The 25,060-nt window shown below is 62.9% G+C and carries 23 protein-coding genes and 1 pseudogene; 13 read left to right on the top strand and 11 right to left on the bottom strand.

Going from position 1 to position 25,060, the window contains the following annotated elements:
* Positions 1 to 114: 114 nt before the first annotated feature.
* Positions 115 to 1,632: a nucleobase:cation symporter-2 family protein gene (locus ACQKPZ_RS18820; RefSeq protein WP_391127328.1), complete on the top strand. Its 1,518-nt coding sequence runs from the start codon at positions 115 to 117 to the stop codon at positions 1,630 to 1,632.
* Between the two features lie 179 nt (positions 1,633 to 1,811).
* Here ACQKPZ_RS18820 and radA read toward each other — a convergent pair whose 3' ends face one another.
* Positions 1,812 to 3,182, bottom strand: coding sequence for a DNA repair protein RadA (gene radA / locus ACQKPZ_RS18825; RefSeq protein ID WP_019472669.1), 1,371 nt, complete (start codon positions 3,180 to 3,182; stop codon positions 1,812 to 1,814).
* Positions 3,183 to 3,357: 175 nt separating this feature from the next.
* Here radA and mscL point away from each other — a divergent pair, with 175 nt between their 5' ends.
* Positions 3,358 to 3,777: a large-conductance mechanosensitive channel protein MscL gene (gene mscL / locus ACQKPZ_RS18830; RefSeq protein ID WP_427540975.1), complete on the top strand. Its 420-nt coding sequence runs from the start codon at positions 3,358 to 3,360 to the stop codon at positions 3,775 to 3,777.
* Positions 3,778 to 3,889: 112 nt separating this feature from the next.
* On the opposite strand, the gene ACQKPZ_RS18835 is transcribed toward mscL, so the two are convergent.
* Positions 3,890 to 4,666 carry a ferredoxin--NADP reductase gene (locus ACQKPZ_RS18835; RefSeq protein ID WP_028699862.1) on the bottom strand — a complete coding sequence of 259 codons (777 nt, stop codon included), beginning with the start codon at positions 4,664 to 4,666 and terminating at the stop codon, positions 3,890 to 3,892.
* 214 nt (positions 4,667 to 4,880) lie between these two features.
* Between ACQKPZ_RS18835 and ACQKPZ_RS18840 the strand changes: the two genes are divergently transcribed.
* Both ACQKPZ_RS18840 and ACQKPZ_RS18845 read left to right on the top strand, forming a co-directional pair.
* Positions 4,881 to 5,588, top strand: coding sequence for an autoinducer binding domain-containing protein (locus ACQKPZ_RS18840; RefSeq protein WP_427540978.1), 708 nt, complete (start codon positions 4,881 to 4,883; stop codon positions 5,586 to 5,588).
* Positions 5,589 to 5,684: 96 nt separating this feature from the next.
* Positions 5,685 to 6,809 carry a methyltransferase gene (locus ACQKPZ_RS18845; protein ID WP_427540981.1) on the top strand — a complete coding sequence of 375 codons (1,125 nt, stop codon included), beginning with the start codon at positions 5,685 to 5,687 and terminating at the stop codon, positions 6,807 to 6,809.
* 132 nt (positions 6,810 to 6,941) lie between these two features.
* Here ACQKPZ_RS18845 and ACQKPZ_RS18850 read toward each other — a convergent pair whose 3' ends face one another.
* From ACQKPZ_RS18850 to ACQKPZ_RS18860, 3 genes are read right to left on the bottom strand one after another with little or no spacing between them, the layout of a single operon-like run.
* A complete protein-coding gene (locus tag ACQKPZ_RS18850) occupies positions 6,942 to 7,097 on the bottom strand; it encodes a DUF2474 domain-containing protein (RefSeq protein WP_403198021.1) in 156 nt (51 codons plus the stop codon).
* A 9-nt stretch (positions 7,098 to 7,106) separates the two neighbouring features.
* On the bottom strand, positions 7,107 to 8,114 hold the full coding sequence (cydB, locus tag ACQKPZ_RS18855) for a cytochrome d ubiquinol oxidase subunit II (RefSeq protein WP_427540984.1): 1,008 nt from the start codon (positions 8,112 to 8,114) through the stop codon (positions 7,107 to 7,109).
* A 3-nt stretch (positions 8,115 to 8,117) separates the two neighbouring features.
* Complete coding sequence (locus tag ACQKPZ_RS18860; protein WP_391127309.1) at positions 8,118 to 9,554, bottom strand: cytochrome ubiquinol oxidase subunit I; 1,437 nt, start codon at positions 9,552 to 9,554, stop codon at positions 8,118 to 8,120.
* Between the two features lie 345 nt (positions 9,555 to 9,899).
* On the opposite strand from ACQKPZ_RS18860, the gene ACQKPZ_RS18865 reads away from it, so the two are divergent.
* From ACQKPZ_RS18865 to trmA, 3 genes are all read left to right on the top strand, one after another.
* Positions 9,900 to 11,120 (top strand): MFS transporter, encoded by a 1,221-nt coding sequence (locus tag ACQKPZ_RS18865; protein WP_391127306.1) that lies wholly within the window; start codon positions 9,900 to 9,902, stop codon positions 11,118 to 11,120.
* A gap of 281 nt (positions 11,121 to 11,401) precedes the next feature.
* Positions 11,402 to 12,697, top strand: coding sequence for an NCS2 family permease (locus ACQKPZ_RS18870; protein WP_012274185.1), 1,296 nt, complete (start codon positions 11,402 to 11,404; stop codon positions 12,695 to 12,697).
* Positions 12,694 to 13,779, top strand: coding sequence for a tRNA (uridine(54)-C5)-methyltransferase TrmA (gene trmA, locus ACQKPZ_RS18875; RefSeq protein WP_427540987.1), 1,086 nt, complete (start codon positions 12,694 to 12,696; stop codon positions 13,777 to 13,779). The genes ACQKPZ_RS18870 and trmA overlap by 4 nt, the downstream gene beginning before the upstream one ends.
* A 127-nt stretch (positions 13,780 to 13,906) precedes the next feature.
* Here trmA and pcaG read toward each other — a convergent pair whose 3' ends face one another.
* Positions 13,907 to 14,512, bottom strand: coding sequence for a protocatechuate 3,4-dioxygenase subunit alpha (pcaG, locus tag ACQKPZ_RS18880; RefSeq protein ID WP_427540990.1), 606 nt, complete (start codon positions 14,510 to 14,512; stop codon positions 13,907 to 13,909).
* Between the two features lie 10 nt (positions 14,513 to 14,522).
* The gene (pcaH, locus tag ACQKPZ_RS18885) at positions 14,523 to 15,242 is read right to left on the bottom strand and encodes a protocatechuate 3,4-dioxygenase subunit beta (RefSeq protein ID WP_427540993.1); all 720 of its coding nucleotides are present in this window, start codon (positions 15,240 to 15,242) and stop codon (positions 14,523 to 14,525) included.
* A 200-nt stretch (positions 15,243 to 15,442) separates the two neighbouring features.
* Between pcaH and ypfJ the strand changes: the two genes are divergently transcribed.
* The 3 genes and pseudogenes from ypfJ to ACQKPZ_RS18900 all read left to right on the top strand — a co-directional run bounded on the left by ypfJ (position 15,443) and on the right by ACQKPZ_RS18900 (position 18,528).
* A complete protein-coding gene (gene ypfJ, locus ACQKPZ_RS18890; RefSeq protein ID WP_391127293.1) occupies positions 15,443 to 16,336 on the top strand; it encodes a KPN_02809 family neutral zinc metallopeptidase in 894 nt (297 codons plus the stop codon).
* Between the two features lie 407 nt (positions 16,337 to 16,743).
* Positions 16,744 to 17,673: pseudogene (locus ACQKPZ_RS18895) on the top strand (methyl-accepting chemotaxis protein); the annotation flags it as partial.
* Entirely contained in the window at positions 17,665 to 18,528 is an 864-nt protein-coding gene (locus ACQKPZ_RS18900; RefSeq protein WP_427541054.1) for a methyl-accepting chemotaxis protein, read from the top strand. The pseudogene ACQKPZ_RS18895 and the gene ACQKPZ_RS18900, both read left to right, overlap by 9 nt.
* 144 nt (positions 18,529 to 18,672) lie before the next feature.
* Here the strand turns inward: ACQKPZ_RS18900 and ggt are convergent, their stop codons facing one another.
* The 3 genes from ggt to ACQKPZ_RS18915 form a co-directional block, all read right to left on the bottom strand.
* A complete protein-coding gene (gene ggt / locus ACQKPZ_RS18905; RefSeq protein WP_427540996.1) occupies positions 18,673 to 20,340 on the bottom strand; it encodes a gamma-glutamyltransferase in 1,668 nt (555 codons plus the stop codon).
* A gap of 117 nt (positions 20,341 to 20,457) precedes the next feature.
* Positions 20,458 to 21,354 carry a LysR family transcriptional regulator gene (locus ACQKPZ_RS18910; RefSeq protein ID WP_427540999.1) on the bottom strand — a complete coding sequence of 299 codons (897 nt, stop codon included), beginning with the start codon at positions 21,352 to 21,354 and terminating at the stop codon, positions 20,458 to 20,460.
* A 121-nt stretch (positions 21,355 to 21,475) separates the two neighbouring features.
* Positions 21,476 to 22,066 carry an NAD(P)H-dependent oxidoreductase gene (locus ACQKPZ_RS18915; RefSeq protein WP_427541002.1) on the bottom strand — a complete coding sequence of 197 codons (591 nt, stop codon included), beginning with the start codon at positions 22,064 to 22,066 and terminating at the stop codon, positions 21,476 to 21,478.
* A 163-nt stretch (positions 22,067 to 22,229) separates the two neighbouring features.
* On the opposite strand from ACQKPZ_RS18915, the gene ACQKPZ_RS18920 reads away from it, so the two are divergent.
* The gene (locus ACQKPZ_RS18920) at positions 22,230 to 22,544 is read left to right on the top strand and encodes a putative quinol monooxygenase (protein WP_391127278.1); all 315 of its coding nucleotides are present in this window, start codon (positions 22,230 to 22,232) and stop codon (positions 22,542 to 22,544) included.
* Here ACQKPZ_RS18920 and ACQKPZ_RS18925 read toward each other — a convergent pair.
* The gene (locus tag ACQKPZ_RS18925; RefSeq protein ID WP_427541005.1) at positions 22,534 to 23,298 is read right to left on the bottom strand and encodes a sulfite exporter TauE/SafE family protein; all 765 of its coding nucleotides are present in this window, start codon (positions 23,296 to 23,298) and stop codon (positions 22,534 to 22,536) included. The genes ACQKPZ_RS18920 and ACQKPZ_RS18925 overlap by 11 nt on opposite strands.
* A gap of 77 nt (positions 23,299 to 23,375) precedes the next feature.
* Between ACQKPZ_RS18925 and ACQKPZ_RS18930 the strand changes: the two genes are divergently transcribed.
* Entirely contained in the window at positions 23,376 to 24,257 is an 882-nt protein-coding gene (locus ACQKPZ_RS18930; RefSeq protein ID WP_427541008.1) for a LysR substrate-binding domain-containing protein, read from the top strand.
* Positions 24,258 to 24,453: 196 nt separating this feature from the next.
* Positions 24,454 to 25,059 (top strand): CDP-alcohol phosphatidyltransferase family protein, encoded by a 606-nt coding sequence (locus ACQKPZ_RS18935; RefSeq protein ID WP_427541012.1) that lies wholly within the window; start codon positions 24,454 to 24,456, stop codon positions 25,057 to 25,059.
* The last annotated feature ends 1 nt before the right edge of the window (position 25,060 follow it).

Genomic DNA, 25,060 nt, shown 5'->3' on the forward strand with positions numbered 1-25,060 from the left:
CCGGCGAGCCCCCTTGTGCGCGCTCCGATCAAAATATTGTATACAATTCTTGTGGCAATAAATTGTAGGAACTGTCTACAGTAGCGACACAACAATAAACAGAGAGCCTGCTCCATGACTACGTCCCCTAGCACGTCTCCCGCCAAGCGCCCCGAGGATGAAAACCTCGGCCTTGGTGCCAACCTGGCCTATGGTCTGCAGCATGTGTTGACCATGTACGGGGGGATCGTCGCGGTACCCCTGATCCTGGGGCAGGCCGCCGGCCTGAACGGCGCCGAAATCGGCATGTTGATTGCCGCATCGCTGTTTGCCGGTGGCCTGGCCACGTTGCTGCAAACCCTCGGCCTGCCGTTCTTCGGCTGCCAGTTGCCGCTGGTGCAGGGCGTGTCGTTTGCCGGTGTGGCAACCATGGGTGCAATCCTCAGCAGCGAGGGTGGCGGTGGCCTGCCCGGGGTGCTCGGCGCCGTCATGGCAGCATCGCTGATCGGTTTCCTGATTACCCCGGTGTTCTCGCGCATCACCAAGTTCTTCCCGCCGCTGGTGACCGGCATCGTCATTACCACCATCGGTCTGACCCTGATGCCGGTGGCCGCACGCTGGGTGATGGGCGGCAACAGCGCCTCGCCAGAGTTCGGCAGCATGGCCAACATCGGCCTGGCCGCGCTGACTTTCGCCATCGTGCTGCTGCTCAGCAAGCTGGGGAGCGCGACCATCTCGCGCCTGTCGATCCTGCTGGCCATGGTGGTCGGCACACTGATCGCCTGGGCGTTGGGCATGACCGACTTCAGCAAGGTCACCGAAGGCCCGATGTTCGCCTTCCCCACGCCGTTCCACTTTGGCATGCCGGAATTCCACATCGCCGCCATCCTGTCGATGTGCATCGTGATCATGGTGACCCTGGTGGAAACCTCGGCCGACATCCTCGCCGTAGGTGAGATCATCGACACCAAGGTCGACTCCAAGCGCTTGGGCAACGGCCTGCGCGCCGACATGGCATCGAGCATCCTGGCGCCGATCTTCGGCTCGTTCACCCAAAGCGCGTTTGCCCAGAACGTTGGCCTGGTGGCCGTGACCGGGGTCAAGAGCCGTTACGTCGTGGCTACCGGTGGCGTGATCCTGGTGGTGCTCGGACTGCTGCCAGTGATGGGCCGGGTGATCGCCGCCGTGCCTACCCCGGTACTGGGCGGCGCAGGCATCGTGCTGTTCGGCACCGTGGCGGCAAGCGGTATCCGCACCCTGTCCAAGGTCAGCTACAAGAACAACGTCAACCTGATCATCGTCGCGGCCTCGCTTGGCTTTGGCATGATCCCGATTGCCGCGCCAACCTTCTACCACCACTTCCCGAACTGGTTCGAGACCATCTTCCACTCGGGCATCAGCTCGGCGGCGATCATGGCCATCCTGCTGAACCTGATCTTCAACCACTTCACCACCGGCAACTCGGAAAACCAGTCGGTGTTTGCTGCAGCGTATGAGCGCACGATCCAGTATTCGGATATTTCGGCGCTACGTGATGGCGACTACTTCAAGGATGGCAAGCTGTTCGATTCAGAAGGCAACGAAGTGCCGATGCTGGAACTGGACGAGCATGGTAATGAAACGGTCAGGCGCACGCCGGTGGCCGAGCATTGACCGCTGACTGAGCGGTGAGGTGGGTTGGGGGCTGACGCGCATCGTCGGCCCCTTTTCTTTTGCCTGTACCGGCCCTTTCGCGGGCTTGCCCGCTCCCACAGGTAAAGCGCCACATTCACGGCTGGCGCTGTACCTGTGGGAGCGGGCAAGCCCGCGAAAAGGCCAGCACAGGCTACGAATTACTCGAACAATGCATCCAGGGCCTGCTCCAACCGGGTCACCGCAATCACCTGCAACCCCGCTGGCGACTCTTTCGGCGCATTGCCCTTGGGCACGATGGCCCGCTTGAAGCCGTGCTTGGCCGCCTCCTTCAAGCGCTCCTGCCCGCTAGGCACCGGCCGCACCTCACCCGACAGGCCAATCTCGCCAAACACCAGCAGGCCATGGGCCAGCGGCCGGTTACGCAAGCTCGACATCACCGCCGCCAGCAGCGCCAGGTCCGAGGCCGTTTCCAGCACCTTCACCCCGCCCACCACGTTGAGGAACACGTCCTGGTCATGAGTGGGGATACCGCCATGGCGATGCAACACTGCCAGCAACATGGCCAGGCGGTTCTGGTCCAGGCCCAGGGTTACCCGGCGCGGGTTGGCCAGGTGGCTGTCGTCGACCAGCGCCTGCACCTCGACCAGCATCGGCCGGGTACCCTCCCAGGTCGCCATCACCACACTGCCCGGCACTTCTTCCTGGGTACGGTTGAGGAAGATTGCCGACGGGTTGGACACCTCTTTCAGGCCGCGGTCGGTCATGCCAAACACGCCCAGTTCGTTGACCGCGCCAAAACGGTTTTTCACTGCCCGCAGCAAACGCAGGCGGCCGTCGGACTCACCTTCGAAATACAACACGGTATCGACCATGTGCTCCAGTACCCGCGGGCCGGCCAGCGAGCCTTCCTTGGTCACATGGCCAACCAGGAAAATGGCCGTACCGCTCTGCTTGGCGTAGCGCACCAGCAAGGCCGTGCTCTCGCGCACCTGGGCCACGCCGCCGGGTGCCGACTGCAACTGCTCGGTGAAAATTGTCTGGATCGAGTCGATCACCATTACCCGCGGTTTCTCGACACGAGCGGTGGCAATGATGGTTTCGATGCAGGTTTCGGTCATCACCTTCAGCTGGTCCTGGGGCAAGCCCAGGCGCCGGGAACGCATGGCCACCTGCTGCTGCGATTCCTCGCCGGTGACATACAGCGCCGGCATGCCCACGGCGATGTTGCACAACGTCTGCAGCAGGATGGTCGACTTGCCGATACCGGGGTCGCCACCAATCAGTACCACCGAGCCATCCACCAGGCCACCGCCCAGCACGCGGTCCAGTTCGGTGCTGCTGGTGGTAAAGCGCGGGATCTCTTCGACGCTGACTTCGGCGAGGGTCTTGATTTGTGCCTGTTGCCCGGTCCAGCCGGCACGGCCGCTGCTGGGGGCTGCCGCACCACCGCTTTCGATCATGGTTTCGACCAGGGTGTTCCAGGCCCCGCATTCGCCGCACTGGCCTGCCCATTTGGGGAAGGTCGCGCCGCACTCGGTGCAGCCATACAAGCGCTTGGCCTTGGCCATGGGTGGGTCTCCTGGAAAAAACCGCCATGATAGCCGAGCAGGACGTGCCTCGAACGCCTCGGGATGCGACAAAACTATTCGTTCTAACCGCAGTCACTACCCCTGAACACCACGCATGAAGCGTTTTAGTGGCTTACACTGCGTTAACCTTACCTTTTGTTACAAGGAACCAGACATGGGCATGATCAGTGAATTCAAGGCCTTCGCGGTCAAAGGCAATGTTGTCGACATGGCGGTGGGTATCATCATCGGCGCAGCCTTCGGCAAGATCGTCTCGTCCTTCGTTGGAGACGTGGTCATGCCGCCACTGGGCCTGTTGATCGGGGGGGTGGACTTCAGCGACCTGGCGGTTACCCTGAAGGCTGCCGAAGGGGACGTACCGGCGGTGGTGCTGGCGTATGGCAAGTTCATCCAGACGGTGATCGACTTCCTGATCGTGGCCTTTGCCATTTTCATGGGGGTGAAAGCAATCAACCGACTGAAGCGTGAAGAAGCCGTGGCGCCAACTGTACCGCCTGTGCCTTCGGCGGAAGAGACCCTGCTGACCGAGATTCGCGACTTGCTGAAAACGCAGAACCAGAATCGCCTGCCTTGAGATAGCTGGGGGCGCTGTGCGCCCCTATCGCGACGCAAGGCCGCTCCTACAGGGAATCGCGTTCTCTTGTAGGAGCGGCCTTGTGTCGCGATGGGCCGCGAAGCGGCCCCAATTACCAGTAGTTCTCGACCGCGACCTGCCCGGGCCGCTTGCTCAGGCTCAGTTGCAGGTCACGCGCCTTCAGCACCTTGCGTGTCTCGTCGATCATCTCCGGGTTACCGCACAGCATTACCCGCGAATGCTCCGGCGACAGCTCCAGCCCGGCAGCTTTCTCCAGCTCGCCATTCTCGATCAGCGTGGTAATACGCTGGTTCAACGCACCCGGGTGCTGCTCGCGGGTCACCACAGGAATGAACTGCAACTTGCCAGCAAACTCGGCCAGGTAGTCGCGCTGCTCCAGCCCGGCGATTTCATCCACATAAGCCAGCTCTTTCGCTTCGCGTACCGAGTACACCAGCTTGATGCTGTCAAAACGCTCCCATGCCTCGAAGTCTTGCAGGATCGACATAAATGGCGCGATGCCAGTACCGGTCGCCAGTAACCACAAGTCACGGCCACCAACAAAGCGGTCGAGGGTGAGGAAGCCAAACGCCTGGCGGTCGATCAACAGGGTGTCCCCTGCACCCAGCCGGCTCAGTTCACTGGTGAATTCGCCACCCGGCACCACGATGGAGAAGAAGTCGAGGTGTTCGTCATGGGGGGCACTGACCATGGAATAGGCGCGCCACACCACGCTGCCATCGGCCTTGGTCACCCCCAGGCGGGCGAACTGGCCGGAACGGAAGCGGAAACCCGCATCGCGCGTAACCCGCAGGCTGAAGAGGTTCGGCGTGAGCGGCTGAACATCGAGCAGGGTCTGGCGGGTGAACTTTTCGGCGCTAGCGGTCATATCGGGCTCCAGGTTTGACGTGCGCACAGTGTCGCGCAAAGTGGCCCGGATAAAAACCACTGCTTTGTAGGGCCTCATCGACGGTGATCGTGCCGAAGTTGCAGAAAAACCTGAGCGCTATAACAAAAAAATCCCAACGCCATGGTAGGACTTTTCCTACACTGACCCGGGTATCCAAATAGATTGGATCCGGCGCCCACGAGGAGTGTTTCAGATGCTTCACTGGAATCCCGAACATCTTCAGACGTTCGTCAACGAACGCAGCCCACGGAAGCTGTTCGACATTGCGGTACATCTGGCACAAGACCTGGGCATGGATTATCTCGGGCTGAAAATACGCATCCAGATCGCCACCCAGACACCCAAGGTGTACCTCTACAGCAACTACCCGGATGAGTGGATCGAGCGCTACCAGCGTGACGAGTTCTACAAGCAGGACCCGGCTGCCAACGTCAGCCACAGCTCGACCATGCCGGTGCTGTGGACAGACGAACTGTACCGTGAAGCCCCGCATTTTCGTGAAGCGGCCTGCCAGCACGGTTTGCGCCATGGCTGGACACAATCGCTGCACGACCTGCAGCACAATGAAAGCCAGATCAGCGTTGCCCGGCCTGCCGGCAACATCGACATAGCCGAGCTCTACGACAAGGCCGGTAGCGTTCAGTGGTTGTGCCATACCCTGCATGCGGTGCTCGGCGAACACCACCTGAACGCACTGTGCCCGCCGCAACCAAAAATGAGCGAGCGTGAACTGGAAGTGCTGAAGTGGTCGGCCGCCGGCAAGACCGCCGCCGATGTGGCCTGCATTCTCTCGCTGTCGCAAAGCACGGTGAACTTCCATATCCGCAGCGTCATCACCAAGACCAACGCTGCCAACAAGGCCGGCGCCATCGCCATCGCTGCCTTGCGCGGCTGGATCTGACCGGCAAACCTGCGACCTTGGGCAAAGCCCTGTAGAATCGCCCGGCAAAGCCCGGGGCGAACCGCAACGGGCAGTTTCATACCCGAGCCAGACGCCATGCCCCTGTTGACCACCCCCTACGCCGAACTCGAACTGATCCGCCAGCCGGAGCAGGCCAACGACCCGCTGCAGGCTTTCGATGCCGCCGACGAGTACCTGCTTGCGCAGTTGCACGAACAGGCGCCCGACAGCCACTGCCGGGTGCTGGTGCTCAATGACAGCTTCGGCGCCCTGGCCGCCAGCCTGGCGGGCCAGTTGCAGGTGGTCAGCAGCGGCGATTCGCACCTGGCACACCTGGCTCTGGAAAAAAACCTGGCACGCAATGGCTTGCCGTTCGACAGCGTGCCCTTTGTGCCGGCAAGCGAACACTGGCAGGGCCCGTTCGACCGGGTACTGGTACGCGTGCCAAAAACCCTGGCGCTGCTCGAAGAGCAACTGATCCGTTTGCAGGGCCACCTGGCGCCGGGTGCACAGGTGATTGCCGGGGCAATGATCAAGCACCTCCCGCGGGCGGCCGGCGACCTGATGGAAAAGTACATCGGCCCGGTCCAGGCCTCTCTGGCGCAGAAAAAGGCGCGCCTGCTGACGGCAACGGTGGCAGAACGGCCAGCCGCCCGCTCGCCCTACCCTAGCCGCTACCAACTGGACGCGCCGGCGCTGGAGCTGGTCAACCACGCCAACGTGTTCTGCCGTGAAGGCCTGGATATCGGCACGCGTGCGTTCCTGCCGCACCTGCCACGTGACCTGGGCCGCGCGCGGGTCGCAGACCTGGGTTGTGGTAACGGCGTGCTGGCGATTGCCAGTGCATTGGCCAATCCCGATGCCGAATACACGTTGGTCGACGAGTCGTACATGGCGGTGCAATCGGCACGGGAGAACTGGCAGGCCGCACTGGGCGGGCGCCCGGCGACCTTCATCGCGGCCGATGGGTTGGCCGGGGTGGAGAAGCAGTCGCTGGACGTGGTGCTGTGCAACCCACCGTTCCATCAGCAGCAGGTGGTAGGCGATTTCCTGGCCTGGCGCATGTTCCAGCAGGCGCGCGAAGCGCTGGTGGTGGGTGGGGCGCTGTATATCGTGGGGAACCGCCACCTGGGCTATCACAGCAAGCTGGCGCGGTTGTTCCGGGGGGTGGAGCAGGTGGCGGCGACGCCCAAATTCGTCATCCTGAAAGCCCGCAAATAGGCTTTTGGGGCTGCTTTGCAGCCCATCGCGACACAAGGCCGCTCCTACAGGGGATGCGACAACCTGAGTGATCGCGATCATCTGTAGGAGCGGCCTTGTGTCGCGATAGGGGCGCAAAGCGCCCCCATCCATTCAATGGGTGGTCAGGCCCGCTGCCCCCATGAACAGGCGCATCACCCAGGCCGCCACACCCAGCGCCGCCACGCTCATCGCCCAGATCAGCACCAGCCAACCCAGCCGCTGCCACAGCGGTTTCTTCTCTTCAAAACCATGCTTGCCAGTCATCATGCGGCGCTCCTAGTGATAGCCGTCTTCATGGGTCACCTTGCCGCGGAACACGTAGTAGCTCCAGAAGGTGTACATGAGGATGAACGGCAGGATGAACAGTGTGCCCACCAGCATGAAGCCCTGGCTTTGCGGTGGCGCGGCGGCATCCCAGATCGAGATCGACGGCGGGATAATGTTCGGCCACAGGCTGATACCCAGGCCGCTGTAGCCGAGGAAGATCAGCACCAGGGTCAGCAGGAACGGCGTGTAGTGCGCATTGCGCGCCACCGCCTTGAGCAACCCGTAGAAGGTTACCAGCACCAGCAGCGGTACCGGCATGAACCAGATCAGGTTAGGCATGCTGAACCAGCGGTCGGCGATCTGTGGATAAGCAATGGGTGTCCACAGGCTGACGATACCGATCACCACCAGCAGCACCAGCGCCAACGGTCGGGCCATGTCGTGCATCTTCTGTTGCAGTGACCCTTCGGTCTTCATGATCAGCCAGGTGCAGCCCAAAAGGGTGTAGGCAACGATCAGGCCCAGGCCGCAGAACAGGCTGAACGGGGTAAGCCAGTCGAGGGTGCCACCGGCAAAATGGCGGTCGACCACCTTGAACCCTTCAAGGAAGGCGCCCAACGCCACGCCCTGGAAGAAGGTGGCAACCAGCGACCCCCAGATGAATGCCTTGTCCCAGATATGCCGCTTGTCGGCCGTGGCCTTGAAGCGGAACTCGAACGCCACGCCGCGGAAGATCAGGCCGATCAGCATGAGGATCAGTGGCAGGTACAGCGCTTCGAGGATCACTGCATAGGCCATCGGGAACGCCCCGAACAACCCGGCACCGCCCAGGATCAGCCAGGTTTCATTGCCGTCCCACACCGGGGCGACGGTGTTCATCATCACATCCCGGTCCTGCTCGCCCTTGACGAAGGGGAAGAGCATGCCGATACCCAGGTCGAAACCGTCCATCACCACGTACATCATGACGCCGAAGATGATGATCACGGCCCAGATCAGCGGAAGGTCGATACCCATGGCTCAGTCCTCCTTGCTCAGGCTGGCAGTCTTGGCCTCATGGCCATCATCGGCGGCAGACAGCGGCCGCGCCGGCGTACGTTGCTGGCCAGGGCCGCCCGGTGTGTGCTCGTCGCCTTCGCCGGTCTGTGGCCCTTTGCGCACCAGGCGCATCATGTAGCCAAGGCCGGTGCCGAACAGGGCAAAGTACACCACCACGAACGCCACCAGGGTGAAGCCAAGCTGTGCATAACTGTGGTTGGACACACCGTCCGCCGTGCGCATCAGGCCATACACCACCCAGGGCTGGCGGCCGATCTCGGTGGTGAACCAGCCGGCCAGCAAGGCGATCAGCCCGGAAGGCCCCATCCACAGCGCCAGGTACAGGAACGGGCGCGAGGTGTAGAGCGTGCCCCGCTTGCGCAGCCACAGGCTCCACAGGCCCACGAAGATCATCAGCAAGCCAAGCCCGACCATGATGCGGAACGACCAGAAGACAATGGTCGAGTTGGGCCGGTCCTCGGGCGGGAACTCCTTCATTGCCGGCACTTGCTTATCCAGGCTGTGGGTCAGGATCAGGCTGCCCAGCGCCGGGATTTCAAGCTTGAAGTGGGTCGTTTCGGCCTTCATGTCGGGGATGCCGAACAGAATCAACGGGGTCGGTTCGCCGGGCACGTTCTCCCAGTGGCCTTCAATGGCAGCGATTTTCACCGGCTGGTGCTTGAGCGTGTTGAGGCCGTGGAAGTCACCGATCACCGCCTGGATCGGGGCCACGATCAATGCCATCCACATGGCCATCGACAGCATCTTGCGCACCGCCGGGTTATCGCGCCCGCGCAGCAAGTGCCAGGCAGCCGAAGCACCGACGAAGAACGCCGTGGAAACGAACGCGGCCGTGGCCATGTGCATCAGCCGGTAGGGGAACGAGGGGTTGAACACCACCGCAAACCAGTCCACTGGCACCACACGGCCATCGATGATCTCGTGGCCCTGGGGCGTCTGCATCCAGCTGTTGGAAGCGAGAATCCAGAAGGTCGAGACCAGGGTACCCAGCGCCACCATGCAGGTGGAAAAGAAATGCAAGCCACGGCCCACACGGTTCCAGCCGAACAGCATGACGCCGAGGAAGCCGGCTTCGAGGAAGAAGGCGGTCAGCACCTCGTAGGTCAGCAACGGCCCGGTTACGGCGCCCGCGAACTCGGAGAAGCGGCTCCAGTTGGTACCGAACTGGTAGGCCATGACCAGGCCCGAGACCACGCCCATGCCGAAGTTGACGGCGAAGATTTTCGACCAGAAATGATAGAGGTCACGGTAGACCTGGTTGTGGGTCCGCAGCCAGAGGCCTTCGAGGACTGCCAGGTAGCTCGCCAGGCCAATGGTGATGGCCGGGAACAGGATGTGGAACGACACGGTAAAGGCAAACTGCATTCGGGCGAGCTCTAAGGCCTCTATTCCGAACATGGTGCTTCCTCTTCAGATAATCCGGCGTCCGGGCTTGTGGCCCCGTCGCCCACTGCCCCCACTTGGTCGAGTACGGCGCGTTGGAATTGTTCTGTTCGATCGCAGGGATTCCGGCCCAGAGGGCCAATTCGTTGAATCTGGAACGATTGATCCAAGTCAACGAATGCTAGGAAGCATAGTCCCGAATGGCCCGGCAAGCCGTGTGGTTGATTGCCGCGTGACCGGTTGCCCCACCCTCTTTCACAACGCGTGGAAAAGTGCCGACATGGGCAAACAGTAACCGTTTGTTACAAACAGATGATACGCTGCGCAACCCCTCTACTGCGCCGAGGCCCTTGGTTTCCGATGTCTGATTCCGCACCGCAGTTGTTGCGTCACCACCGCCCTTTCCTGGCCTTCTGGCTGGCCCGTGTATTCACCGCCAGCGGCTTCCAGATGCTCACCGTAGCCATTGGCTGGCACCTCTACCAGTTAACCGGCAATGTGCTGGACCTGGGCCTGGTCGGCCTGGTCGAGTTCGCCCCGCGGGTGCTGTTCATGCTGCACACCGGGCATGTGGCCGACCGCTATGACCGGCGCAAGGTCGCTGCCCTGTGCCAGAGCCTGCAAGGGTTGATTGCCCTGGCGCTGGCAGTGGGCAGTGCCACCGACAACGTCACCCGCGAATTGATTTTCGCCCTGGCCTTCCTGCTGGGCGCCACGCGCTCGTTTGAAATGCCGGCAACCCAGGCGCTACTGCCCAACGTAGTACCACCTGGCCTGTTCCCAAGGGCAGTGGCGGCTTCGGCATCGGCCACCCAATCGGCGACCATCGTGGCGCCAGCGGTGGGCGGTTTCCTGTATGCCTTCGGCAGCATCTGGGTATATGGCCCCACCGTGGCCCTGTACGCCATCGCCTGCGTGCTCACCCTGAGCCTGCAGGCACGCGGCCAGGTCGTGCAGCGCGGGCGTGCCAGCATCGAATCACTGCTGGCCGGCATTCGCTTCATCCGCAGCCGGCCTGACATTCTCGGCGCCATTTCGCTGGACCTGTTCGCCGTACTGCTGGGTGGGGCTACCGCGCTGCTGCCGGTGTTCGCCAAGGACATCCTGCTGACCGGCCCGATGGGCCTGGGCCTGCTGCGCTCGGCGCCAGCGGTGGGGGCATTGCTGATGTCGCTGTGGCTGGCGCGCTTCCCGTTCGAGCGGAACGTGGGGCGCACCATGTTCACCGCGGTGGGCGTGTTCGGCGTGGCGACCATTGCCTTTGGCCTGTCAACCTCGTTCTGGTTCTCGCTGGCGGTGCTGGTGGTGCTGGGCGCGGCCGACATGATCAGCATGGTGATTCGCAGTTCGTTCGTGCAGCTGGAAACCCCGGATGAAATGCGCGGGCGGGTGAGCGCGGTGAACGGCTTGTTCATCGGTGCCTCAAACCAGCTCGGTGAGTTCGAGTCTGGGGTGACGGCGCACTGGTTTGGCACAGTGCCAGCGGTGGTGATGGGAGGAGTAGGCACGCTGGTGGTGACCGGGGTGTGGATAAAAATGTTCCCGACACTGGCCAGGCGGGACCGGTTGCACAATGGTTGAGGGATAGCCTGTACCGGCCCTTTCGCGGGCACGCCCGCTCCCACAGGGACCGCGCCACATTCCGGCCCTGCGCTGTACCTGTGGGAGCGGGCGCGCCCGCGAAGGGGCCGGTACAGGCTACAGATAACCCATTCCCCAACGGCCATAGGCCCCCGCCAAGCATGCTGGTATGATGCGCGGCTTTTTTCCTCCCCACACAAAACCACGGCAACCGGTACGGTCTGTGCTTTGCTGATGGGGTCGATACATTCATGGCGCCGGGGGCGCCTTGGGGAGCGGGCATGCTGGAAAGGCTGTTTCAACTAAAAGCACACAACACCAATGTGCGCACCGAGATTCTCGCGGGCGTCACCACCTTCCTGGCCATGGCCTACATCCTGTTCGTCAACCCGAGCATCCTCGGCGAGACCGGCATGGACAAGGGGGCGATCTTCGTCGCCACCTGCCTGGCGGCAGCCATCGGCTCCACCACCATGGGCCTGATCGCCAACTACCCGATCGCCCTGGCGCCGGGCATGGGCCTGAACGCGTTCTTCACCTACACCGTGGTGCTGCACATGGGCCACACCTGGCAAGTGGCGCTGGGTGCGGTGTTCCTGTCGGCGGTGATGTTCTTCCTGCTGTCGATCTTCCGCATCCGCGAATGGATCGTGAACAGCATTCCACTGCCACTGCGGTCGGCGATTGCTGCGGGTATCGGCCTGTTCCTGGCGCTGATCGCCCTGCACAACGCCGGCATCGTCGTCGATAACCCGGCTACCCTGGTGGGCCTGGGCGACCTCAAGCAACCGGCGCCGATCCTCGCAACCCTGGGCTTCTTCCTGATCGTGGGCCTGGAGTCGCTGAAAGTGCGCGGCGCCGTGCTGATCGGCATCCTGGCGGTGACCATTGCCTCGATCGTGATGGGCGTGACGCCGTTCGGCGGCATCGTCTCCATGCCGCCGTCGCTGGCGCCGACCTTCCTGCAACTGGACATTGCCGGCGCACTGGACGTAGGCCTGGTCAGCGTGATCTTCGCCTTCCTGTTCGTCGACCTGTTCGACAACTCCGGCACCCTGATCGGCGTAGCCAAGCGCGCCGGCCTGATGGGCAAGGATGGGCACATGCCGAAGATGGGCCGCGCCCTGATTGCCGACAGCACCGCCGCCATGGCCGGTTCGCTGCTGGGTACTTCCACCACCACCAGCTACATCGAATCCGCAGCAGGCGTGAGCGCCGGTGGCCGCACCGGCCTGACCGCCATCGTGGTTGCCGTATTGTTCCTGCTGGCGCTGTTCTTCGCCCCGCTGGCCGGTAGCGTGCCGGCGTTCGCCACCGCGCCGGCACTGCTGTTCGTCGCTGTGCTGATGGCTTCGGGCCTGGCAGAAATAAACTGGGACGACGTCACCGAAGCCGCGCCGGTGGTAGTGACCGCCCTGGCCATGCCGCTGACCTACTCGATCGCCAACGGCATCGCCTTCGGCTTCATTTCCTGGACCGCCGTCAAGCTGATCTCTGGCCGCCACCGCGACCTGAACCCGGCCCTGGTGATCCTTTCCATCCTGTTCGTCATCAAGCTGGGCTGGTTCAACGCATGAGTGCTGCTTTCGACCCCTCCTCCTACGCCACCCAGCTGGATGCCAAGGTGGCGCGGCTGCGCGAGCTACTGGCGCCCTTCGGCGCGCCGGAGCCGGCTGTTTTCGACTCGCCGCGCGAGCATTACCGCCTGCGCGCCGAGTTCCGCCTGTGGCGCGAAGGCGGCCAGCGCCACTACGCCATGTTCGCCCCGGGCGAGAAGCACAAGGCAATCCTGATTGAGGATTTCCCCATTGCCAGCCAGCGCATCAATGCGCTGATGCCGCGCCTGAAGGCGGCCTGGCAGGCCAGCGAGGAACTGGGCAACCGCCTGTTCCAGGTGGAGTTCCTGACCACCCTGGCCGGCGATGCCATGATCACCATGTGCTACCACCGCCCGTTGGACGAGGCCTGGGAAGTGGCCGCGCGGCAACTGGCCGAAGAACTGGGCGTGAGCGTGATTGGGCGCTCCAAAGGCAAGCGCTTGGTGATCGGCCGCGACTATGCGCTGGAAAAGCTCGACGTGGCGGGCCGCGTGTTCAGCTATCGCCAGCCGGAAGGCGCGTTCACCCAGCCTAACGGCGCAGTGAACCAGAAGATGCTGAGCTGGGCCTTCGAGGCAATTGGCGAGCGTGAGGACGATTTGCTGGAGCTGTACTGCGGCAACGGCAACTTCACCCTGCCGCTGGCCACCCGCGTGCGCCAGGTGCTGGCGACCGAAATCAGCAAGACCTCGGTCAACGCCGCGCTGAGCAACCTCGACGAGAACGCTGTGGATAACGTGCGTTTGGTGCGCTTGTCGGCGGAAGAGCTGACCCAGGCGCTGAATGAGGTGCGGCCGTTCCGTCGCCTGGAAGGCATCGACCTGAAAAGCTACGACTTCGGCACGGTGTTCGTCGACCCGCCGCGCGCGGGGATGGACCAGGATACCTGCGAGCTGACCCGGCGGTTCGAGCGGATCCTGTACATCTCGTGCAACCCGGAAACGCTGGCGGCGAACATTGCCCAGTTGCAGGACACCCACCGCATCGAGCGGTGTGCGTTGTTTGACCAGTTCCCGTATACCCACCATATGGAAAGTGGGGTGCTGCTGGTTCGGCGCTGACTGTTGGATTGCCGGGGCCGCTTTGCGGCCCTTTCGCGACACAAGGCCGCTCCTACAGGGGTACGCGATTCCCTGTAGGAGCGGCCTTGTGTCGCGAAAGGGCTGCAAAGCAGCCCCCAGCATTTACTCAGAAGTCGAAGAAAACTGTCTCCCCTTCCCCCTGAATACGGATATCAAAGCGATATGCCGTCTTCCCGTCCACCTCGCAACGCTTGGCAATCAGCGTCTCTCGGCGCTGCGGCTGCTCGATCAGGTTGAGCACCGGGCACTTGGCGTTGGCCGGGCCTTCGTCATCGAAGTACAGGCGCGTGTGCAGGTGAATATTGATGCCTCGGGCAAACAGGCTGATGTTGATGTGCGGCGCCATCGGCACACCCGCAGCGTTGTTCACAACGCCCGGCTTGACCGTGTGCAGCGTCCACTCGCCTGCGTCGAAAGTGGTTGCGGTACGGCCAAAGCTGTTGAAGGCGTTTTCCAGGTTGTAGGCATCCTGGTACTCGCCATTGGCGTCTGCCTGCCACACTTCCAGGAACGAGTCGCGCACCAGGTGGCCGTTACCGTCATACACCTGGCCGATCAGCAGAATGTGCTCGCCCGGCGCATCAGGCTTGGCCAGGCGGTTCCAGATTTCCTGGTCACGGGTCGGGTTGCCGGCCGCTTCCAGGGCCAGGCCGATATGCACGTAGGGGCCGGCGGTCTGCGAAGGGGTTTCCGGCAGCAGTTCGATTGGCATGGCGGTGTCCTCAGCAGTTTTCGAAGTGGGTCTTGCGCTGGCCGCGCAGCACGATGTCGAAGCGGTAGGCCAGGCAGTCCATCGGGTTGGCGTTGCTCATGTCGAGCTTGGCGATCAACTGCTGTACAGCTTCCGGGTTGGCGATCGACTTGACGATCGGGCACATCGGGATCAGCGGGTCACCTTCGAAGTACAGCTGGGTGATCAGCTTGGTGGCGATCGACGGGCCGCTGATGCCGAAGTGGATGTGCGCCGGGCGCCAGTCGTTCGGGCCGTTGCGCCATGGGTACGGGCCCGGCTTGATGGTGCGGAAGCTGTAGTAGCCGTCACTGTCGGTCAGCCAGCGGCCGACACCACCGAAGTTAGGGTCCAACGGTGCCAGGTAGCGGTCGTTCTTGTGGCGGTAGCGGCCGCCGGCGTTGGCTTGCCACATCTCCACCAGGGTGTTCGGCACAGGCTTGCCGTACTGGTCGACGACGCGGCCGGCAACGATGATGCGCTCGCCGATCGGCAAGCCACCATTGTTGAAGTTCAGCAGCAGGTCATGGTCGTGGGCACCGAAGCCCAGGTGGGAAAAGTTCGGACCAGTGGTCTCGCTGATCGACTGTGGAATGCTGACCAGTGCCTGGCGCGGCGAGCGGGCAATGGACGTTTTGTAGTCAGGCGTAAGGGCTTTGGGGTGCCAGTTGCGATCACGGATCACGAAGCGGCTGTTGTCCTGTGCGGGCATGCCGGTTTCCTCTCTTGGAATTATGTGAACGCCTGGGCGTGGCAGGCGGACTTGCAGTTTCAGGCAAGTCGCGCGCGATGAATATTGAAATCAGGCACCTTAAACATAACCATTTGGTTATGGATTAACACCTTGGCCTGACACCTGTCGCTGTCGTGAACTAATCTTTGTCTTCTTGTTTCACGCTCGGGAGAGCACTCATGGAATGGCGAAAAGGCCGACGCAGCGACAACGTGGTCGATGCCCGAGGCGAAGGTGGCGGTGGCGGCGGCATGCGTTTTGGCGGCGGCAAGGGGCTGGGGCTTGGGGCGATCCTGCTGATCGTCGGCATCGGCTGGCTCACCGGGCAGGACCCGTTGCAGATTCTTGGCCAGCTCACCGGCCAGATGGAGCAGCAGCAACAGCAAACGGCGCCCAGTGGTGCGGGTGGCAAGGCACCACCGGCCAATGACCAACAGGCCGAGTTTGTCGCCTCGATCCTGGGCGACACCGAAGACACCTGGAAAGCCCTGTTCGCCGAAGCTGGCAAACAATACCGCGACCCCAAGCTGGTGCTGTTCAGTGGCCAGGTCAACTCGGCCTGTGGCTTTGCCTCTGCGGCAGTGGGGCCGTTCTATTGCCCGGCGGACCAGCGGGTTTACCTGGATATGTCGTTCTTCCGCGAAATGGAAACCCGCTTTGCCGCGGCTGGCGACTTCGCCCAGGCCTACGTGATCGCTCACGAAATCGGCCATCACGTGCAAACCCTGCTGGGCGTTTCGGCCAAGGTGGATGCAGCACGCCGCAATGGCCAACGCATGGAAGGCGACAACGGCCTGCTGGTGCGCCAGGAACTGCAAGCCGACTGCCTGGCGGGCGTGTGGGCCTACCAGGCGCAGAAGCGCCTGAACTGGCTGGAGCCGGGTGACGTCGAGGAAGCGCTGAATGCGGCCAACGCCATTGGTGATGACCGGCTGCAGCAGCAAGGTCGCGGGCGCGTGGTGCCGGATTCGTTCACCCATGGCACTTCGGCGCAGCGGGTGCGCTGGTTCAAGGCCGGCTTTGCCCAGGGCGAGGTCAACAGCTGCGACACCTTTAGTGCGCGTAACCTTTGATACTGATTGGGGCCGCCTTGCGGCCCTTCGCGGGCACGCCCGCTCCCACAGAGACTGCGCTGACTTCAAGGGCAACGATCAACCTGTGGGAGCGGGCGTGCCCGCGAAGGGCTGCAAAGCAGCCCCAATCATCCAGTTACAAATCTGCTGAAAAAGCGTTTCAGCTTCCCCCATCATTGCCGATAACCCCTGCACGAGTCAGCGGGCATCCAGAACAACAACGCCTGGCGATCGAAGATCAAGCGAGCGAAAACTACTTCTGGAGAGCGTGCATGAACAGCTGGTTCGCCAACATCAGCGTCAACCTCAAACTCGGCCTGGGCTTCGGCCTGGTGCTGGTCCTCACCGGCCTGCTGGCCCTCACCGGCTGGACCAGCCTGGGCAGCCTGATCGACCGCAGCAACTGGATGGGCGACATCGGCCAGCTGAACAAGGACCTCACCGACCTGCGTATTGCGCGCCTGCAGTACATGATCGCCAACGGCGATGATACCGCTGCGGCCAACACCCAGGCGAAGCTGGACGCCTTCAGCAAGCAGCAAACCTACCTGGCCAGCACCTTCAAGAGCCCGGAGAACATCAAGCTGTTGAATGAGCTGGGCGAGACCATCAGCGCCTACAAGCTGTCGCTGAACAAGATGCGCCAAGGCTACGACGCCACCCGCAGTGCACGTGCGGCAATGGACAGCTCGGCCACCCGCGCCGACCAGGCCATGGATGTTCTCAGCCAGGAAGTCATGGCACGCCCCGAGGCCGACAGCGTACGCCTGGCCCAGTACCAGCTGATCAGCAAGGCTCGCCAGCAACTGTTGCAGGTGCGCATCGAGGTGCGCGGCTACATTGCCGACAACACCGCCGCCAACGAACAGGCCGCCCTGCGCCAGCTGGACGCGGCGCTGGCCGACATCGACAACCTCAAGCGCCAGCTACCCGCCGAAGACGCCCGCCTGCAACAGTTCGAGCGCTCGGTGCTGGCCTACCGCGATGCCGTACGCCAGTTCCGCGACGCAGTCGCCGACATCACCACTTCACGCGCCGAAATGACCGTGCAGGGCGCCGACATCGTCAAGCGCAGCGACGCGCTGTACCAGATCCAGCTGCAACGCCGCGACATCGAAAGCTCCCAGGCCCGCAGCCTGCAGGCCATCGCCACCCTGTTGGCACTGCTGGTTGGCGTACTGGCAGCGGTGCTGATTACCCGCCAGATCACCGGGCCACTGCGTGAAACCCTGGCAGCGGTGGAAAAGATCGCCAGCGGCGACCTGACCCAGCACCTGCGCGTCACCCGCCGCGACGAACTGGGCGTGCTGCAGCAAGGCATTGCCCGCATGGGCACCACCCTGCGCGAGCTGATCACCGGCATTCGTGATGGCGTCACCCAGATCGCCAGCGCCGCCGAAGAGCTGTCGGCAGTCACCGAACAGACCAGCGCGGGCGCCAACAGCCAGAAGGTCGAGACCGACCAGGTGGCCACCGCCATGCACGAAATGGCCGCCACCGTTCAGGAAGTGGCACGCAATGCCGAGCAGGCCTCGCATGCCGCCACCGGTGCCGACGACGAAGCCCGTGCCGGCGACCGCGTGGTCGGCGAGGCAATTGGCCAGATCGAGCGCCTGGCCGAAGACATGCACCGCTCCACCGAAGCCATGAACCTGCTGCAGCAGGAAAGCCAGAAGATCGGCAGCGTGATGGATGTGATCAAGTCGGTGGCCGAACAAACCAACCTGCTGGCGCTGAACGCGGCAATCGAGGCAGCGCGTGCCGGCGAGGCCGGGCGTGGTTTTGCCGTGGTCGCCGACGAAGTGCGTGGCCTGGCCCAGCGTACGCAGAAGTCCACCGAAGAGATCGAAGAGCTGATTGCCAGCCTGCAGCATGGTACCCAGCAAGTGGCTAACGCCATGCAGGGCAGCCGCACCCTGACCGACAGCAGCGTCGATCTGGCGCGCAAGGCCGGGGCGTCGCTGGAGAGCATCACCAGTACGGTGTCGAGCATCCAGTCGATGAACCAGCAGATTGCCGCGGCGGCCGAGCAGCAGAGCGCCGTGGCTGAAGAGATCAGCCGCAGTATCCTGAATGTGCGTGATGTGTCGGAACAGACGGCGGCGGCCAGTGACGAGACGGCGGCGTCCAGTGTTGAACTGGCGAGGCTTGGCGGGCAGTTGCAGACATTGGTCAGTCAGTTCCGCGTCTGACCTTGAGAACCTGGGGCCGCTTTGCGGCCCGTCGCGACACAAGGCCGCTCCTACAAGAGATCGCGGTCCCCTGTAGGAGCGGCCTTGCCGGGGCGCCGGACCGGTCGGAAAGGAGGGCAAAGCCCTCCCAGCGCCCGAACAGGCTTACTTGACGATCATCCCCACCCCACGCCCACGCGGATCAGACGCGGTTTCCAGCTTCGCCCCGTCCACCCGGATCGCCTGGATATCGCCCATTTCCCAGCCCTGGTCTTCCAGCACATAACCCATCTTCTTCAACTTGTCAGCCTCTGGCCCCGTCAACGGCGCATAGGCGTCAAAGTAGATGGTGTCCTTGGGCAGCAACTGATGGTGCACCCGCTGCGCCGCTACCGCCTTGTCCAGCGGCATGCCGTAGTCGTACAGGTTGTTCATCACCTGGAAGATCGAGGTAAAGATCCGCGAGCCACCCGGGGTACCGATCACCAGCGCCACCTTGCCATCGCGGGTCATCAGGCTAGGGCTCATCGACGACAACATGCGCTTGCCCGGTTCGATGGCGTTGGCATCGCCACCCACTACACCAAAGGCATTCGCCGCCCCCGGCTTGGCGCTGAAGTCGTCCATCTCGTCGTTGAGCAGGAAACCGGCGCCCTTCACTACCACGCCACTGCCGTAGTCGAGGTTGAGGGTGTAGGTGTTGCTGACCGCATTGCCCTGCTTGTCGACGATGGAGAAGTGCGTGGTCTGGTGCGGTTCAAGGCCCGGCTTGACCTTGTCAGTGTCGGAAATGGCCTTCGGGTTGACCTGCGCGGCACGCTTGGCCAGGTAATCCTTGGCCACCAGCTTATCCACAGGCACTTTGGTGAACGCAGGGTCACCGAGGTAATCGGCGCGGTCAGCGAACACGCGCTTCTCGATCTCGGCCAACAGGTGGATGTACTGCGCCGAGTTGTGCGCCACCCCTTTGAAGTCCGCCGCGCGGTCTTCCTTGATGCCCAGCAACTGGGCAAGGGCGACGCCGCCAGAGCTTGGCGGTGGTGCGGTGTAGACCACGTTGCCGCGCCAGCTTACGGCCATCGGCTCACGCCATACGGCCTTGTAATCCTTCAGGTCTTCTTTGCTGATCAGGCCCTTGTCGGCCTGCATCTGCGCCACCAGCAGGTCGGCGGTCTTGCCTTGGTAGAACTCGCTCACGCCCTTGTCGGCGATGCGCTCCAGGGTCTGGGCCATTTCTGGCTGCTTGAACAACTCGCCGACCTTCATGTTGCCGAAATAGTCGTTGAAGTTGGTCGCCGTCTTGAACATGCCTTGGGCATCGTTGCGGTACTGGTACTGTTTCTCCGCCACCTTGAAGCCGTTTTTCGCATAGCCAATGGCCGGGGTCAGCAGCTCGCTCCAGGGCAGCTTGCCGAACTTCTGGTGGGCTTCCCACAGGCCCATCACGGTGCCAGGCACACCTGCGGCGCGTACGCCGACCAGGCTGAGGTTCTCGATGACCTCGCCCTTGTCGTCGAGGTACATGTTGCGCGTCGCGGCCTTGGGCGCGACTTCGCGGTAGTCGAGGAAGTATGGCTTGCCGTCGACGAACAGGGTCATGAACCCGCCACCGCCGATGTTACCGGCCTCCGGGTAGGTCACCGCCAGGGTGAAGGCAGTCGCCACTGCGGCGTCTACCGCGTTGCCGCCCTTTTTCAGGATATCGGCAGCTACCTGTGCACCATATTGATCGGGTGCAGCCACCGCGCCGCCCTCCAGCGTGGCGGCATAAACCGAGGAACAGCTCAGGATCGCGGCTGCGAGAGCAAGGTACTGGAACGGGACAATACGCATGACACTTCCTTGGTGTTGTTTTTGTTGAGCAGTCAGTAAGGCCGAAGCGTTTCGACTGCGCAATCACACGTAGGAAGTTTCGCCGCCTGTGGACAGGACCTGTCGCGATCAGGCAACTCAGCAGGCGTACATCGTCAGCTTCTGCTGGATGAAATCAAGGAAGCACTGGATACGCAGCGCCAGCTGGGTGTTGCGGTAGTACACCGCGTGAATCGGCTGGCGGTAGCCGTTGTTGGCCTCGCTCAGCACTACCTGCAAGCGCCCGGCGCGGATGTCTTCGTGGGTCATGAAGTGCGACAGGCTGACGATGCCCTCGCCGGCCAGTGCCAACTGGCGCAGGGTCTCGCCGCTGGAAGCGATCAGCGCCGGGCGAATGATGTAGCGGTCCCCCTCGGCGTGGCGCAACGGCCAGTGGTTGAGCGACTCGGGCTGGCTGAAACCGAGCAGGCAGTGGTTGGCCAGGTCTTCGACACGCTGCGGCGTGCCGTGCTGCTGAAGGTACGCCGGGCTGGCCAGCACCTGCACCGGGCTGCAACCCAGGTTGCGTGCGTGCAGGCTGGAGTCAGCCAGTTCGCCGATGCGGATGGCCACATCGGTGCTCTGCTCCAGCAGGTCGATGATCAGGTCATCGGTGTTCAGCTCCAGCTCGATGCCCGGGTACTGGCGGCGAAACTCGCCGATCCACGGCAGGATGGCATGCAGCATGAACGGCGCGGCCGCATTGATGCGCAGGCGCCCGGTGGGGGTCTGCCGGTTCATCGACAGGCGCTCTTCCATCTCGTCCATCTGCTCCAGGATCAGCCGCGAGCGTTCGAGGAAGAAACGGCCCTCTTCGGTCAGGTCCATGCGCCGGGTGGTGCGGTTGACCAACGTGGTGCCCAGCTTGGCCTCCAGGCGCGACAAGGTGCGGCTGACGGCGGACGGGGTCTGGCCCATCTGCTCAGAAGCGGCAGAGATCGAGCCGCAATCGATGACGGCGACGAATACCTGGAGTTCTTCGGATCGGGTTTTCACATTCGGGCCTGTGATGGGTCTGTGCAAGGATTGGATAGTCGCATGTCCAGGCCAGGTCCGGCTGTGCTTGTACCGGCCCTTTCGCGGGCTTGCCCGCGAAGAGGCCAGTGCAGGCAACCCATTACCCTGCCTTGCCGAACACCTTGTCCAGATGTGCTTCATACGCTGCCAACGCCGCCGGTACATCCGGGCGCTTCATCACATCCGTTGCCAGGAAAGTCGGCAGACCGGTCATGCCCAGGAACTGGTTGGCCTTGTGGAACGGGAAGTACACCGCATCCACGCCCTTGCCTTCGAAGAAGTCGCTCGGGTCATCGAAGGCCTGCTGCGGCGCGTTCCAGGTCAGCGACAGCATGTACTGCTTGCCGTGCACCAGGCCACCGCTGCCGTACTTCTGCGTGTGGTCCGAACGGGTGCGGCCATCGTTGGCGTAGAGGCTGCCATGGCCAGCGGTAAAGACGTCGTCGATGAACTTTTTCACGGTCCAGGGCGCGCCCATCCACCAGCCCGGCATCTGGTAGATGATCACATCGGCCCAGAGAAACTTCGCTACCTCGGCCTGCACGTCGTAGCCACCGTCGATGAACGTCTGCTGCACATCGAAACCGGCGCGGTCCAGGTGGGCGATGGCCGCTTCGTGCAAGGTCGTGTTGAGGCGGCCGTCGGAGTGGGCGAACTGTTTACCACCATTAAGCAGAAGAATCTTTTTCATGCTGGCCTCCCCGGCCGAGTCAAAATTTGATGTCGGCAGGTTAGAGGCTCGCAGGAGCGGGATACAGCAGTGACCGGGCAAAATACAATTGACCGGAAGTCACGAATCAGCATCACATTATTGCCGTAGAATCGGTTCACCACCCATCACCGAGTAGCGCCCCATGAGTGAGCAGTTCGCCTTCATCCTCAAAGCCAAGACCCGCCCGGAAATGGCTGATGCGTTCGAAAACCTGTTCCGCCCTTATGTCGAGCCAAGCCGCCAGGAGCCAGGTTGCATCGAGTACCACATGCTGCGCGACCAGCAGGACCCGAGCCTGTTCGTGTTCTTCGAAGTGTGGGCCGACCAGGCCGCGCTGGATGTGCACTCGGCCCTGCCGCACATGGCCGCCTTCTTTGAAAAACGCATGGACTACCTGGAGCGCGATTTCGATATCCAGCGGGTCGACATGCTCAGCGCATCAAGCGCTAACCGTTGATCAGCAAGTGGCCGCCCAGTGCGGCCAGGCCGATGAAGAAACAACGCTTGAACAGCAACGCGCTGATACGCTGACGCAACCACTGCCCGGCCAGCATGCCGAGCAAGGCTGGCGCCAGCATCAGCAACGAAGCACCCAAGGCCTGGCCACCGAGTGCATCCTGCCCGGCCAGGCCAACAGCCAGCGCCAGGGTCGAAACCGTGAACGACAGGCCCAGGGCCTGGATCATCTGCTCGCGGCTCAGGCCCAGGCTCTGCAAATAGGGCACCGCAGGTATGACGAACACCCCGGTTGCCGCCGTAACTATCCCTGTCACCAGCCCGCAGGCAGGCCCCAGCCAACGCTCGTGCCCCGCCGTCAGGTGCAACCCCGGCCCAACCAGCCCATACACCGCATACGCCAGCAAGGCCGCACCCAACGCATGCGCGGCCCACGGCCCACTGTTGATGCCCAACCAGGCACTGCCCAGCAAGGTGCCAATGAAGATCAGCGCCAGCATCGGGCCCAGCCGCACCAGCAATGCGCGAAGGTGCCCGCCGCTGGCCAACTGCCAAAGGTTGGTAAGGGTCGATGGCACGATCAGCAATGCAGCAGCCTGCGCCGGAGGCATAGCCAGGCCAAGCAGGCCCATTGCGATGGTGGGCAGCCCCAGGCCGATCACGCCTTTCACTGCGCCGGCCAGCAGGAACGTCAGCACCACCAGCAGCGACAGAGCAGGGCCAATGTTGTGGTAGAAAGCGAGCAAGGTATTCATGGGCCGATAATGGCCCGTGGCGGGCAAGCTGAAAATCTGCCATACCATTAGCCAGACTCTTGCAAAGCCAGAGGCACATGCATTTCGACCTGATCGACCTCAAACTTTTCCAGCACACCCTGGAGTGCGGCAACATCACCGCCGGTGCCAGCCGCAGCCATCTGTCGCTGCCAGCAGCCAGTGCGCGCATCCGGGCCATGGAAGCGTCGCTGGGCATCCCTTTACTGGAGCGTAACCGCCGTGGTGTTCAGCCGACCCCGGCCGGCCAGGCACTGTTGCAGCATGCCCGCCTGATTGCGCAGCAGGTCGAACGCCTGCAGTTCGACCTGGGCCAGTACGCTCAGGGGCAGCACGGTCAAGTGCGCCTGCTGTGCAACACCGCAGCACTCACGGAGTACCTGCCTGAACTTGTGGCCGGTTACCTGGCTGACAACCCCGGAATCAGCGTGGACATACAGGAACTGCCGAGCCTGCGCATCGTGCAGGCGATTACTCAAGGCATGGCAGACCTTGGCATTGTTTCAACCGCCGCGCCTTTCGAGCACCTGCAAACCCGGCCGTTTCGTGACGACCCACTGGTGCTGGTAACGCCGCCAGGCCATCCGCTGGCCAGCGACGTTGCCCCCAGCTTCATCGACAGCCTGGCGCATGGTTATGTCGGGCTTGCAGCAGGTAGTGCATTGGCGTTGTACCTGGAGGAACAGGCACTGCGGGAGGGGCGGCGCATGCAGGTGAGAGTGCGGGCCGAAGGGTTTGATGGCGTGATCCGCATGGTTGCAGGCGGGGCTGGGGTCGGGGTGGTGCCACTGGCGGCGGTGAAGCGTTGGCAAGGGCTGTTGCCGCTGCACTGGGTAGCCCTGGCGGAACCTTGGGCCAACCGCCGGTTGCTGGTGTGCGCACGGGACTTCGCGACACTTCCTGGCTATGCCGCTGGGTTGGTAACCACCCTGACCTGTTGACGCGGTCGGTGTAGGAGCGGCCTTGTGTCGCGAAAGGGCTGCAGAGCGGCCCCAAGGTTTTCAGCTCCGCCGCATAGATCGCCGGGGCTGCTTTGCAGCCCTTTCGCGACACAAGGCCGCTCCTACACGCAGGGTGCATTTTCTCGGCTTGTCGCACACAATCCTCCCATCGCACCCACTAAAAAAGGACTTTCCAGTGGCATCGATCTACCAGCTAAAACCACGCTTCCAGGCCTTGTTGCGCCCGGCTGTGCAACGCCTTTACGACCGAGGCGTCACCGCCAACCAGGTCACCGTCACCGCCGCCGTGGTATCGGTCCTGCTGGGCCTGCTGCTGGCCGCCCTGGCGCACATCACCTGGCTGTTCATCCTGGTACCGGTATGGATGCTGCTGCGCATGGCGCTGAACGCCGTCGACGGCATGCTGGCCCGGGAGTTCGGCCAGCAATCCACCCTTGGCGCCTACCTCAACGAACTCTGCGACGTGATTGCCGATGCAGCGCTGTACCTGCCCTTCGCCTTGCTAGCCGGGGTGTCACCTGCGCTGGTGGTGCTGGTGGTGCTGTGCGCCACCTTCAGCGAGTACGCCGGAGTCATGGGCCCGCTGGCTGGCGCCTCGCGGCGCTACGACGGCCCCATGGGCAAAAGCGACCGCGCCTTTGCCTTCGGCGTGCTGGGCACCGGGGTCGCCTTTGGCCTGCTGAACGGCAGCTGGATCAATGGTTTGTTGCTGGTCATCCTCGCGCTCTCGCTCTATACCCTCTACAACCGGGTTCGCCAGGGGCTGGCCGAAACCCGCTGAG

Source organism: Pseudomonas sp. NPDC089547, from assembly GCF_050280665.1.
In the GTDB taxonomy this organism is placed as follows: domain Bacteria; phylum Pseudomonadota; class Gammaproteobacteria; order Pseudomonadales; family Pseudomonadaceae; genus Aquipseudomonas.